The 13,668-nt window shown below is 55.0% G+C and carries 10 protein-coding genes; 8 read left to right on the forward strand and 2 right to left on the reverse strand.

Annotation, left to right across the window (positions count from 1 at the left end; translation table 11 throughout):
* The first annotated feature begins 172 nt into the window (after nucleotides 1-172).
* From I6L44_RS18225 to I6L44_RS18260, 8 genes are all read left to right on the forward strand, one after another.
* Nucleotides 173-430: a recombinase family protein gene (locus I6L44_RS18225; RefSeq protein WP_254204235.1), complete on the forward strand. Its 258-nt coding sequence runs from the start codon at nucleotides 173-175 to the stop codon at nucleotides 428-430.
* 199 nt (nucleotides 431-629) lie between these two features.
* Entirely contained in the window at nucleotides 630-3,095 is a 2,466-nt protein-coding gene (gene hsdR / locus I6L44_RS18230; RefSeq protein ID WP_216952711.1) for an EcoAI/FtnUII family type I restriction enzme subunit R, read from the forward strand.
* Nucleotides 3,096-3,215: 120 nt separating this feature from the next.
* Entirely contained in the window at nucleotides 3,216-4,703 is a 1,488-nt protein-coding gene (locus I6L44_RS18235; protein ID WP_216952712.1) for an N-6 DNA methylase, read from the forward strand.
* Nucleotides 4,703-6,460 carry a restriction endonuclease subunit S gene (locus I6L44_RS18240; RefSeq protein WP_216952713.1) on the forward strand — a complete coding sequence of 586 codons (1,758 nt, stop codon included), beginning with the start codon at nucleotides 4,703-4,705 and terminating at the stop codon, nucleotides 6,458-6,460. The genes I6L44_RS18235 and I6L44_RS18240 overlap by 1 nt, the downstream gene beginning before the upstream one ends.
* Complete coding sequence (locus I6L44_RS18245) at nucleotides 6,460-7,428, forward strand: Abi family protein (RefSeq protein ID WP_216952714.1); 969 nt, start codon at nucleotides 6,460-6,462, stop codon at nucleotides 7,426-7,428. Before I6L44_RS18240 ends, I6L44_RS18245 begins: the two co-directional genes overlap by 1 nt.
* Nucleotides 7,429-7,645: 217 nt before the next feature.
* Nucleotides 7,646-8,428, forward strand: a complete 783-nt coding sequence (locus I6L44_RS18250) for a hypothetical protein (RefSeq protein WP_216952715.1) — start codon at nucleotides 7,646-7,648, stop codon at nucleotides 8,426-8,428.
* Nucleotides 8,429-8,448: 20 nt separating this feature from the next.
* Complete coding sequence (locus I6L44_RS18255; protein ID WP_216952716.1) at nucleotides 8,449-9,051, forward strand: hypothetical protein; 603 nt, start codon at nucleotides 8,449-8,451, stop codon at nucleotides 9,049-9,051.
* Nucleotides 9,052-9,145: 94 nt separating this feature from the next.
* Nucleotides 9,146-9,367 (forward strand): hypothetical protein, encoded by a 222-nt coding sequence (locus I6L44_RS18260; protein ID WP_216952717.1) that lies wholly within the window; start codon nucleotides 9,146-9,148, stop codon nucleotides 9,365-9,367.
* Nucleotides 9,368-10,786: 1,419 nt separating this feature from the next.
* On the opposite strand, the gene I6L44_RS18265 is transcribed toward I6L44_RS18260, so the two are convergent.
* Both I6L44_RS18265 and I6L44_RS18270 read right to left on the reverse strand, forming a co-directional pair.
* Nucleotides 10,787-11,410, reverse strand: coding sequence for a PepSY-associated TM helix domain-containing protein (locus I6L44_RS18265; RefSeq protein WP_216952718.1), 624 nt, complete (start codon nucleotides 11,408-11,410; stop codon nucleotides 10,787-10,789).
* A 64-nt stretch (nucleotides 11,411-11,474) separates the two neighbouring features.
* Nucleotides 11,475-13,517: a TonB-dependent siderophore receptor gene (locus tag I6L44_RS18270; RefSeq protein WP_120416099.1), complete on the reverse strand. Its 2,043-nt coding sequence runs from the start codon at nucleotides 13,515-13,517 to the stop codon at nucleotides 11,475-11,477.
* Nucleotides 13,518-13,668: the final 151 nt, after the last annotated feature.

Here is a 13,668-nt window from a genome sequence, read left to right on the forward strand (position 1 = left end):
TATATTCTCCTAACAAAATCATCCCCCACCCCAAGGCCGCCAGTATGGGATCGTGATTAAGTTGAGTTGTTAGTGTGTTGATAACTTGTCGTTCTGATTTTCGAAACGAGGAGAACTTGCTTTCGGCGTTGGCGGCGCCGACGACCCGGCAGGGCGTCTCCGAGCCCTTGATATGAAGGTTAAACTAATCGACCAACGAGAGTCAACGAGGCAAAGTTGCTCTGGGCTCGACCTCTCCACACCCATTGGCAAAGCCATGTTGACCATGTTTGCCGCTGTAGCAGCACTGGAACGTTCAAACATCAAGCTCCGGCAGATGGCCGGGATTGCCAAGACGAAGGCAGAAGGTAAGGCACTGGGGCGCGAGGAGGCAATCACGATGCTGCCGTTGCGAGCTGGCGAAAAGAGAATTCAGCTAGCATCAAGCTGACGGCTGAACACTTCGGGATCTCGCCCGCCAGTGTGAAACGAGCATGTCGGTCTGCGTAATTAGCCATCTGCGCAGGTGTTTATTCCTTTGATAACGCTTCAGGTATGTTCCTGTTCAAGTTTTGGACTCATAACTCTCCCATATATCCCCGTATTCATGAGAACATCAGCACCAGTCCTCTTTCAAACCGGAGTGCGCTGTGTCACCCATCAACAAAGCAACCCTTACCGAAGCCGACATCATCTCGAAATACCTGTTGCCTGCTATCAAGGCTGCCGGGTGGGATGACCTGACCCAGGTCCGCCAGGAGGTGAAGCTGCGGGATGGCAAGGTGGTGGTGCGCGGCCAGATGGCGGCACGCAAGAAGGTCAAATCGGCCGATATCGTGCTCTATCACAAGATGGGCTTGCCACTGGCGGTGATCGAGGCCAAAGCCAACAAGCATGAGATTGGCAAGGGGATGCAACAGGGGCTCGATTATGCCCGTCTGCTGGATGTGCCGTTCACGTTTGCCAGCAATGGCGATGGCTTTGTATTTCATGACAAGACCAATCCGGCCAAGCTGGAATCCGAGATCGCGCTGGAGGACTTCCCCAGCCCCGGCCAGCTTTGGGACAAACTCTGCACTTGGAAGGGTTACACCCAGGCACAGTTGCCTGTCATCAGCCAGGACTATTACTCTGATGGCAGCGGCAAATCTCCCCGCTACTACCAACTGCAGGCCATCAACAAGACCGTAGAAGCAATATCGAAAGGTGAGGATCGGGTATTGCTGGTGATGGCCACCGGTACCGGCAAGACCTACACCGCATTTCAGATCATCTGGCGTTTGTGGAAGGCGGGCGCCAAGAAGCGCATCCTGTTTCTGGCCGATCGCAACATTCTGGTAGATCAAACCAAGATCAATGATTTTCAGCCCTTTGGCTCGGCCATGACCAAGGTCACCGGGCGCACGATCGACCCCGCCTATGAGATCCACCTTGCCCTATATCAGGCGCTCACCGGGCCGGAAGAGTCGCAGAAAGCCTTCAAGCAGGTCTCCCCCGACTTCTTCGACCTGATCGTGGTGGATGAGTGCCATCGGGGCAGCGCCGCCGAAGACAGCGCCTGGCGCGAGATCCTCGAATACTTCTCATCGGCCACCCAGATTGGTCTCACCGCCACGCCCAAGGAGACCGAAACCGTCTCCAGCACCGATTACTTCGGTGACCCTGTTTATACCTACTCCCTCAAAGAGGGGATCGAAGATGGTTTTCTTGCCCCCTACAAGGTGGTGCGGGTCGATATCGATGTCGATCTGCAGGGGTGGCGTCCCACCAAAGGGCAGATGGACAAACAGGGCAACCTGATTGAAGACCGTATCTATAACCAGAAGGATTTTGACCGCACTCTGGTGATCGACGAGCGTACCCAGCTGGTGGCCGAGACCATCACCAACTACCTCAAGAAAACCGACCCGATGGCCAAGACCATCGTGTTCTGCAACGACATCGATCATGCCGACCGGATGCGACGGGCGCTGGTCAACCTCAACCCGGAACAGATGGCCAAGGATGAGCGCTATGTGATGAAAATCACTGGCGATGATGACCTTGGCAAAGCCCAGCTCGACAACTTCATCAACCCGAAAAAGCCCTATCCGGTCATCGCTACTACCTCCGAGCTGATGACCACCGGCGTCGATGCCAAAACCTGCAAGCTGGTGGTGCTGGACCAAAACATCCAGTCCATGACCAAGTTCAAGCAGATCATCGGCCGTGGTACCCGTATCGACGACAAGTACGGCAAGCTCTGGTTTACCATTCTCGATTTCAAGAAGGCTACCGAGCTGTTTGCCGATCCCCGTTTCGACGGCGAACCGGAGCGCGTCATGGTGGTCAAACCGGCAGACATCAACAATCCGGATGAAGGCCTGGGCGATATCATCGATAGCGCCGATCCACTGCCTGCCGATGAACCCGGCGACCATGGCGATCCGTTTGCCCCCGGAGTCGATGAACAACCCGGCAGCTACACGACCGGTAGTGATGGTGGCCAGAGTGGCGCAGGGGGCCAGGGCACAGGCCCGCTGGGTGGCCCCGAGCCCGGAGTCAGCAAGTATTATGTCAACGGCGTGGCGGTCAGCGTCATCGCCGAGCGGGTGCAGTATTACGATGCCGATGGCAAGTTGGTGACCGAATCCTTCAAGGACTACACCAAAAAGACCCTGCTCAAAGAGTTTGCCACCCTCGATGCGTTCACCAAACGCTGGCAAGCCGCCGAACGCAAGCAAGCCATTATGGATGAATTGGCTCAGGCGGGCGTGCTGTGGGAGGTGTTGGAGCAGGAAGTGGGCAAGGAGCTCGACCCGTTCGACCTTATCTGCCATGTGGTATACGATCAGCCGCCACTGACCCGCCGCGAGCGGGCCAACAACGTCAAAAAGCGCAACTACTTCACCAAGTACAACGATACCGCCCAGCAGGTGCTTACCAGCCTGCTCGACAAATATGCCGATCAGGGCGTGACCGAGATTGAGACCAAGGATGCGCTAAAAGTCGCTCCCTTTACCGAGTTGGGTCGCCCGCTGGAGTTGGCCAAGAAGGGTTTTGGTGGCCCCAAACAGTTCGAGCAGGCCATCACCGAACTGGAGCAAGAAATTTACCGTGAGCAGCAGAGCGCCTGACGGCCTGACTGCTTCTGAACTACCATGCGGCCATTCCAATGATGGCCGCTTGTTTGATCGATCTTCCTGACGCATTCGCCCCTGTATTCGTCACCATTTTTGTAAAAAGCAGAGAATCCCATGTCATCCATCAGCTCAGTCATCAAATCCATTCAGGACATCATGCGCAAGGACGCCGGTATCGACGGCGATGCCCAGCGCCTCGGCCAGCTCTCCTGGCTGCTGTTTTTGAAAGTGTTCGACGCCCAGGAAGAGGAGCTGGAGTTTGAGCAGGATAACTACCGCTGCCCCATCCCCGAACGCTTCCTGTGGCGCCATTGGGCGGCCGATAGCGAAGGGCTGACCGGCGATGCCCTGCTAGATTTCGTTAACAACGATCTGTTCGATAGCCTGAAAAACCTGCCTGCCAACATCGAATACAACCCCCGTGGCTATGTGGTGAAAGAGGCGTTCAGCGATGCCTTCAACTACATGAAAAATGGCACCCTGCTCAAGCAGGTGATCAACAAGCTCAACGAGATCGACTTTACCGACAGCAGTGAGCGCCACCTGTTTGGCGACATCTATGAGCAGATCCTGCGCGACCTGCAAAGCGCCGGTAACGCGGGCGAGTTCTACACTCCCCGTGCCGTCACCCGCTTTATGGTCAACCGCATCGATCCCAAACTCGGCGAGCGGATCATGGACCCGGCCTGCGGCACCGGCGGCTTTCTCGCCTGCGCCTTCGACCATGTCAAAGAGCACTATGTCGAGACCTCAGCCGACCATCAGACCCTGCAGCAGCAGATCCTGGGGGTCGAGAAGAAGCAACTACCACACCTCCTTTGCACCACCAATATGCTGTTGCACGGCATCGAGGTGCCGGTGCAGATCCGCCACGGCAACACCCTCGACAAGCCGCTGTCGAGTTGGGACAGCGATATCGATGTGATCCTCACCAACCCGCCCTTTGGTGGCACCGAAGAGGATGGCATCGAGCAGAACTTCCCGGCCGATCTCCGTACCCGCGAAACTGCCGACCTGTTCCTGCAGCTGATTATCGAGGTCCTGAAAAAGGGCGGTCGCGCCGCCGTGGTGCTGCCTGATGGCACCCTGTTTGGCGAAGGGGTCAAAACCAAGATAAAGCAACTGCTCACTGCTGAGTGCAACCTGCACACCATAGTGCGGCTGCCCAACGGCGTGTTTGCCCCCTATACCGGTATCAAGACCAATATCCTCTTCTTCACCAAGGGTCAGCCCACCAAGGATGTCTGGTTCTACGAGCATCCTTATCCAGCTGGGGTGAAAAACTACAGCAAGACCAAGCCGATGAAGTTTGAGGAATTTGAGGCAGAGATCGCTTGGTGGGGTGATGAGGCGGACGGCTTTGCTGCTCGGGTTGAGAACGAGCAAGCCTGGAAGGTCAGCATCGAGACCATTATCGAGCGCAACTTCAACCTCGATATCAAAAACCCCCATGTCGGCGAGCAGATAAGCCATGACCCCGACGAGCTGCTGTCGCGCTATGCCACAGAGCAGGCGGAAATCCAGACCCTGCGTAACCAGTTAAAAGCCATTCTGGGCGACGCTTTGGGCAAAGGTGCGGCCAAGCAAGGGGGGCAGGCATAATGGCGATCGAAAGTCTGATTACCGACCACCTGGATCTCTGGACTGCGGCGGTGCGCCCCAAAAGCAGTGCCGGACGCGGCAGCAACAGCAAGCTGGAACTCACTGGCATCAAAAAGCTGCGCGAGCTGATCCTGGAGCTGGCGGTGCGTGGCAAACTGGTGCCACAAGACCCCAGCGATGAACCTGCCTCCGCGCTGCTTGAGCGCATTGCCGCTGAAAAGGCTCGTTTGGTGAAAGAAGGCAAGATTAAAAAGCCCAAGGCGCTACCAGAAATTGCTGAAGACGAGAAGCCGTTTGGATTACCGGAAGGGTGGGAGTGGGTCAAGCTGGGGGACATTGGTTATGACCATGGTCAGAAAACTCCTGACTCTTCATTTACCTATATTGACGTGGGCGCAATTAATAAAGAAATGGGCTTTATTGATTCACCGACAGTAATGGCTGCTTCTGATGCACCATCTAGGGCTAGAAAAATTGTAAAGTCTGGAACAATTATTTATTCTACAATTAGACCCTATCTTCTGAATATAGCTGTTATTGATGAAGATATGTCTCCGGAGCCAATTGCGAGCACTGCGTTTGCAATTATTCACCCATTTGATGGTGTTTTAAGTCGCTATGTATATAGGTATCTTCGTTCACCATGCTTTGTAACTTATGTTGAAAATGTTCAAACAGGAATAGCCTATCCGGCGATTAATGATAAGCAGTTTTTTAATGGAATAATTCCACTTCCTCCAACAGAAGAACAACACCGCATTGTCGCTAAAGTCGATGAGTTAATGGCTCTCTGCGACCAGTTGGAGCTTCGCTCCGAATCGCAGTTGGCGGCACATCAGACGCTGGTGGAGACCTTTCTCGCCACGCTGACAGACTCCAGCGATGCCGACGAGCTGGCGCAAAACTGGGCGCGGCTAAGCACTCACTTCGATACCTTCTTTAGCACCGAGGCCAGCATTGACGCCTTGAAACAGACCATTCTGCAACTGGCAGTGATGGGCAAACTGGTACCGCAAGACCCAAGCGATGAACCTGCCTCAGCCCTGCTGGAGCGCATCGCCGCCGAAAAAGCCCAGCTGGTCAAAGAGAAGAAAATCAAAAAAGAGAAACCGCTTCCTGCAATTAGTGAAGACGAAAAGCTGTTTGAGCTACCGCTGGGATGGGTATGGTCAAGAATAAGTGAGTCCTCTCTATTTTGTGAATATGGTAGCTCAGAGAAAACGGTCAGCGAACTATCAGATGGTGTACCTGTTTTAAAAATGGGGGATATTCAGGATGGTAAGGTTATTTTAGGTTCTCATCAGGTCGTTTCACCAAAGATTGATGATCTACCAAACTTATATCTTAAAAAAGGTGACATTTTATACAATCGAACTAATAGTGCAGAGCTTGTTGGTAAAACAGGTATGTTTGATGGGGATGATGATACATATACATTTGCATCATATCTTATCCGTATTCGTTGTAGCATTCATAATATCAGACCAGAATATCTGACATTATGTATGAATAGCCCTTTATTTAGGAAAACTCAGATTGAACCTCATATCAAGCAGCAATGTGGGCAAGCCAATGTAAATGGGACGCTGATGAAAAGCATGCTTGTATCGATTCCTCCATATCATGAGCAGGTTCTCATACTGCAAAAAATACATGAGCTGATGACCCTCTGCGATCAACTTAAATCTCGCTTGCAAACCAGCCAGCAGACCCAGCTTGCCCTGGCCGAGTCGCTGGTGGAAGGAGCCCTTGCCTGATGCCCTACGCTCGCCCTTGGCTTAGCTATCAACAGCAACTGGATCAGCTGATTGAGCGCGGCATCACGGTTACCGACCGGGATGCCGCACTGAGCTATCTGGAGCGGATTGGCTATTACCGTTTAAGCGGCTACTGGTACCCGTTTCGCCGCTTTGAGCCTGCGACTGAGGGTGAAAGCAAACGGGAGACCAGGGCAACCGATCAGTTTTGCCCCGACACCCATCTGCTGGATGCGGTGGAGCTCTATCTGTTCGACAAGAAGCTGCGCCTGTTGGTAGTGGATGCGCTGGAGCGGATCGAGGTGGCGTTGCGGGTCGATCTTGCCTATCTCCTTGGCAAGCGAAATACCTTTGCTCACCTCGATCGCAGCTACTTCCACCCCAGCTTTATCCGGCAGCCTGCATTCAGGGGGAGTCACCAGACCCGCTTTGAGGCGTGGATGGAGAAATACCGGGGGCTGGTAAAGCGCTCCAAAGAGGATTTTGTGCGCCACTACCATCAGCGCCATGGTGAGGAGCTGCCGATCTGGGTGGCGGTGGAGGTATTTGATTTTGGCGCCATCTCGCAGTTGATCGGCATGATGAAGGTATCTGATCAGCAGCATATCGCCAGCAAATACGGTCTGGACTGGCAGGTGTTTGCCAGCTGGATCTACGGCCTCAGTTACCTGCGCAATATCTGCGCCCATCATAGTCGCCTCTGGAACCGCAACGTGACGACGCAGGTGAAGTTGCCCAAGCCAAGAGAGGTGCAATGGTGCGATTTCCTGGCAAGAGACGATGAGCGGCTTGCCAAGCCATTCGTGTTGCTGGCCATCACACGGCATCTACTCAAGGTGATTTGCCCTAATACCCAGTGGCATCTGCGCCTGCGGGATCATCTGCTGACGTTCCCCACACAAAAGTCGGTGCGCAAGCTCGGGTTGGCAAATATGGGGTACATAGAGAACTGGCAGGAGTGGTGGTAAATCCACCAAATAAGAACCCCAGCGTAAGTTGCGAAGCAACCAAGAGGCCGGGGTCGTGTTGCGAAGAAGAATAGGGGGGAACCTCCATTCAGTCAAACTTTTTTACCCCATTTTGTGACGGATAGAGTGGTAGTCGAGTGGGTATTAAAGCAGGATCTCAAAGGCTCTTCAGCTACGTGAGAGCTGGCTTGAAATATCAATATTACAAGGAGTTGCGATGCTACATGCAATCCTGCATGGCAAGGCTGGCCGTATCGAGCGGGAAGGGGAATCCCTGCGCTGGCGCGACCTGTTCAAAGGCAGCGAAGATCTGCTGACTGCTACCCTCTTTGGCCGTCTACCCCACCTCTCGGACGGTGCTCTGGGTGCCGTACTGCGCTTTTTACTCGGTGACAATCCGCTAGACCCGGCCACCTTTCAACGGTTGGAGCTGTGGCCAAAACTGGCATCGCTGCAGGATCGCCGTTATGTCGAGCCCGATGTGCTGCTCCACTTTGACGACGCGCTGGTGGTTATCGAGGTGAAGCCCCCGTTCGGTGGTGACCAGTATCGGGAGCAGTGGCTGGCGCAGGTCAAGGCTGTGGTCAGCGAAGCCGAGTTTGATGACTATGAAGACCGGCTCTATTACGTGGCTCTCGGCAATATCCCTGTTGACCCGCTGTCTCGCCCAGAGCTGCCTGAACGCTTTGTCCAGATGACCTTGCGTGAATGGGGGCCACTGCGCCGCTATCTGCAAACTGCCTCCGAGTTTGAATCCTGCCGTCAGGATCGCGCCATCCGCGATGAGTGGCTGCAGGCGTTTGAGCTGTTTGGCATGGCCCCGGTGGTGCCTGAATGGGCGCCGTTGTTTGCCTACGCAGGGCAGCTGGACCTGGATTGCGGGGTGATGTCTGAGCGGGAAACTCCCCCACCGGCTGAACCTACTGGTTGGGCTGCTCTGCTCGACTATGCCGGGACATTGCACCTCTCTCGCCCCGATTTCTCTTTTTTGAATCACTGACTTTGGCTAAGGATGCCGTCATGCAACACGATCTTGAACAGACCACCCAGCTGGTGACCCAACTGCAACAAGCCCACCGACTCGCAGCCGGTTTTTATCAGCGTATCCTCCCACTATTCGATCAGATCGCCAGTCAGGCGCTGGACGCCGAGTTCTGGTACTGGGAGCCCAGCGAAAATAGCCGCCCCTGCCGCTCGGGAACCCGCCCATCCAGCAGCTGGGCATGGGACTATCTGCCACTGTTTGCTTCTACCCATTGTTACCGTGATTGGGGTGGCGATACGGCCGAAAAGAACGATATCACTCTGGCTTTCCGCCTTTACATTGATAGCGATTTTCGCCATACCTCAGTGCTGCGGGCAGGGGTAAAAGGCCAGCCAGACCCTCTGCAACTTGATGGCCAAGCCATTGTTGAAGTGAGTTTGTTCCGTTGTCTGGAAGATAGCGACAAGCATTTCGATGAGCTGTGGCGCCCGGTGCCTTGGCCCCTTCATCAACCGAATTGGAAGCAAAGTGAGGAGTGCGGCCAGCTCGCCTTGTGCTCCAACCATCTGCCGCTCGCTCAGCTGCTTGCCGATCCTGATGGCGTTGGCCGTTGGATCGAAGAGATGAGCCATCGTTGATCCTGTGGTTGGCAGGTAACAGTGCCACAAGCCAGGGGCATGCAATAATCTGATGTTTAAATGGCCATCACCACGGGCTTTGAGAGCGTATTTAATGACACAGACTAATTTTGAGTTGCCGAACAGAATCCATGATATCGGTTCTTTAGTTGTTCAGGCGAAGGAATGGAGCTCAAAACCCTCGGTTGAAGATCTCTGGATGGCCTATCTTCTTGCGCGCATTCCTGCAGAGCGAACGAATGATGAAATTCATGCTCTACAGTCATGGTTTTATCAAGAGGTTGAGGCGCAGGGGCATGATCTCCTACTCATGTAGTTCCCTTTGGCTATTTGTATATGGCGTGATGGGTGATGATAGAGCAATGTTAGGATTTAATCGATGGAAGTAGATTTTCTCACTGATTTTTTTGAAAGCCCAATATCGTACTTATAATACTTATGTAACCAATGGGCTCTACCTTTGAGGAGATTGAGCCCATTTTTATGTCACGTGAAACCCGCTTCCAAAGCGGGTTTTTTTATGTCAGTCGTTTCCCATCCATCTGCGTTGTTATGGAGGCGTGAAAGTCGTCACCATGATCAGCACGGCTAGTTGTTCAATCATGAAACCATCAACATCAGCTGTAACTTGGTGGGACAAAGAGTGTTTGGTCATGATTTGGAAGTAACCGGGTCAGATGAAAGAGAGCCGACAATGACTTGTAAAGTTGAAGTATCCGCCTGCATGGCGTAAATGCTCTTAAGGAGAGAATGTATGTTAGAACTGCTGAAAACACTCGCTACCAACTCCCTCGCTACGAACCTTGGATTTATGGCTGCTGTATTGGCGTTAGGTTTCTTGCTGTTGGTTACGACTAGGTAATGTGTGGGGCCGCTGGCCCCACTTCCTACTATCGAGATGGTTTATCCATTCCCAGGCAGGCTTACTTTTTTGTGGACTTGCTTGGCTTTAACGACGGGGTATTTCCCGGAGTATCTTTATTATCACGACGACGTTGATCTGGTTTCCCTGTCGATTGCGCGATTGGTTTCGGACCAGGTTTAAGACCCATAACAGTTCTCCTTTCACTGTTCAGAGGACGACCCTCTAACACGGAGATGTAGGCTGTTGTTGGAGTTATCAAGAGTGGTCGCGAGATTAACATGTATATGGGGGGATGTAGTAAGTTGAAGCCCCATTTTGCTATCGGCCACCATGCTACATGGTCCATGTTTTACTGAGGGGATCTATGCCCGATAAAAAATCTATTAAACATCTAACCCTGTTGCAGGTGGATGCCCGATGGTGGCTATGTTGTGGACACTATGGGCGTATGAGTACGGTGGGTAAAAATGTGCAAAGTGTGCAAACCCACCTCACTCACAGCAAACTGGAGATAACTCAAACCCTATTGATTCAAGGCGTTACGAGTCGTACTATCCCTAGGAAACCGCAGTTTCTGGATTCAAAATCCGCCGGTGAATAACCGTGTCGGTTCGAGTCCGACCCCGGGCACCATCAAATTCATGACAAAAGGCCATCAGCAATGATGGCCTTTTGTTTTTTGGCGTTCCTGCGCATTGGTGGGTTGCTGCTGAGCAGGCAGTACTTCCAGTTACCTCTTGGTATCCCTTCTCTTTTCCCGCTATCCGTTATTTCATTTCCTTGATATAGCCGCTGACGGCATCACCGCCAGCGGCCTGTCTCTATTGCGGTTTTTTCCAAACCTTGCTGCATCAGAACATGGTTGCCGCACTATCCCAGCAGGGCAAACAGCAGGGTACCGAGGCTGCCTGCGAGCGTCAGCGCGATGATGGCTCTGGGTGTGCCGTGCAGCTTGGTCCACATAAACAGGCTGGTGAGGGCGAGCAGCAGCAGGGCCAGGGCGGCGATATCGCCAAACAGCTGCCAGCCGAGGCCGGTGCCTATGCCGCGGTGCAGCCGGTTGAGGCTGGCGGCAAAGTTGGCCAGTTGCAGGTCGGTACGTACCAGCAGGGTACCCTCAACATAGCTGGCGGCCACGCTCTGGCTGAGGGTGACACCGCGCATCTCCCACTTGGCGGGCAGGGTGAGCGGGCCGTTCGGGGTGGGCAGGGTCTGGGCCGGGGTGATCATGGTTCGCCCGTCGGCAAAGGTATCGGGATAGCGCTGTTGCAGCAGGCTTTTCAGCTGCTCCGGGCTGGCGAGCGGCGCCTCCAGCACTATCTCTTCACTCGATTTGTCGGTGTGGGGGCCGGGGATGGGCAACACGGCACGGTGTTGCAGCCAGAGACCGGTGATGCCGTACATCAGCATCAGGGCGAGGGTAAAAAAACCGGCCCAGGCATGGAGGCGGCGTACCCATTTGTTGTTGTGAAGGGGAACTCTTCTGCGTTTCATCGTGGTTGCTTCATAAAAAAACTGGCCAGCAGGGGCTGGCCAGTCGGGGTGGTTGTCACAGAGATCAGAAACGGTAGGTACCGGTCAGGCTCAGCTGACGGGGTGTGCCCGGCATGATCTGGGTGGCACTGGTGGCGCTGACGAAGTACTCGTGGTCAGTCAGGTTCTCGGCGCTCAGCTCGGCTTCCCACTGTTGCCAGCGATAACCGGCGCGCGCATCGAAGCGGGCGTAACCGGGCAGTGTGGTGGTGTTGGCGTTGTCGGCAAAGCGATCGCCCACCGCCGTCACGCCGGTTTCACCGAACCAGCCCTGCTCACCACTCTTGTAGCCGAGATAGAACTGGCCATTCTGGCGGGAGACGTTCATCGGGCGCTTGCCCTGCAGATCCGCATCCGCCTTGACCTGCTCCGCATCCTGAATGGCGAAGCCGCCACGCAGATAGATCTCGTCGGTCAGCTCGGCGCGGGCGCTCAGTTCGACCCCTTCGGTACGCTGCAGGCCGGTGAGGATCACCTTGGTGGGATCCAGCGGATCCTTGGTGCGCTTGTTGTACATCTCCAGTCGATAGAGGGAGAGAGTGGTCGCCAGCTTGCCGTTCAGCCAGTCACTCTTCACCCCACCTTCGTAGAGGCGGGTGTGCTGGGGTTCCAGCCCGTTGTTTTTGTCGCCCGGGGTGATGCCGATCAGCTCGCCGCCCACCGGAGTGAAGGTCTTGCTGTAGGAGGTGTAGAAGGCGTGATCCTCGAGGGGATTCCACACCAGACCGAGGCGCGGGCTCAGGCTGTTGACCGAGACGCTCTCCTCCTTGTTGAGGTCGTAGCGGCGACTGGTGACGGTGAAGTCGTCACGGCGCAGCCCGCCCACCAGATGCCAGTCACCCAGGCTGAGCTGATCCTGCAGATAGAGGCCATTGCCGCGCACCTTGTGTTTGGCGTCGCTGGAGAGCTTCATGGCGCCATTGTAGGTAGGCAGTGAGCCCGGGTCGTAGAGGTTGCCGGACGGGATGGCGGTGGCGTTCTGGTAGAGCTTGGGTGTGCGCTCCTGCCAGTTCTGCTCGAAGCCGGCCAGCAGGCGATGTTCCACCGGGCCGGTCTGGAACAGACCTTCTGCCTCGGTGTTGCTGATCAGGTTCTTCGCTTTCAGATCCTGCTGCCAGCGGGAGCGGGTCACCTGATCCCCTTTGACGCTGGTGACATAGGTGTTGTCAAACTGGCTGTCGAGGGTGGAGTAACCGAGCTGCTGGCGCAACTGCCACTGATCGTTGATATCCCAGGAGAGGCGTGAGCGGGTGGATTGTGCCACGTCATCGATGAAGTCGCGGCTGGTATCGCTGTAGACATACTCTCGCGGCACATCGGCCGGACGGCCATTGACCCCGGGAATGCCGCGATCCGGGGTGCGGTCATGTTCGTTGCGCTCGTACTGCACCAGCCAGTTGAGGTTGTCGCTGATCTCCCAGTTGGCGGAGGGGGCCAGCAGGGTGCGCTTGCTCTTCACGCCGTTGCGGAAGCTATCTTTGTCCTCTTGCGCCATGTTGAGGCGCAGTTGCACCTGCTCACTCGCCTCGCCATTGAGGTCGGCGGCCAGTCGCTGACTGTCAAAGCTGCCGACCCGGGCGGTGACGCTGGACTCCTGCCCTTTTTGCGGCTTCTTGCTGACCCGGTTGACGATGCCCCCCGTGCTACCGCGGCCGTAGAGCACGGCAGCCGGGCCCTTGAGCACTTCCACCCGCTCGATGTTGCCGAGATCCCGGGTGTACTGCATGTCGTCGCGGAATCCGTCGAGATAGAAGTCGTTGCTGGCGCTGAAGCCGCGGATATTGACCCCGTCGAAGCGGGTATCACCGCTTGCGTTGACCCCGGGAATGCCGCTCAGGGCTTCACTCAGCGTAGGTTGGCCGAAGGCGGTCAGCTCGCTGACCTTGACGCTGTCGATGGTCTGGGGAACCAGCTTGGCTGGCGTATTGGTACGGGTTGCGGTGGCAACTTCCTGATGCTGGGAGCGTTTGCCAACCACAGTCATGGTTTCATCGGTGGCCTGGGCAGTGAAGCCGGTGCCCAGCAGTGCCAGCGAGACCAGCGTTCTGCGAAAGTGAGGGTGCTGCATATTCAATATTGACTCTTTGGATGTCGACCTGACGGCTCGAACATATTGATTTAATTATAATTAGCCTGACCCGCTTAAGCGGGATGCCAATGATATTGATTTTCATTTGTCTGGCAAGGTGAAAATGGAGGGGGCTTTGGGTGCGTGTTGT

This window comes from Aeromonas sp. FDAARGOS 1414 (genome assembly GCF_019047065.1).
Classification (GTDB): Bacteria; Pseudomonadota; Gammaproteobacteria; order Enterobacterales; family Aeromonadaceae; genus Aeromonas; species Aeromonas veronii_A.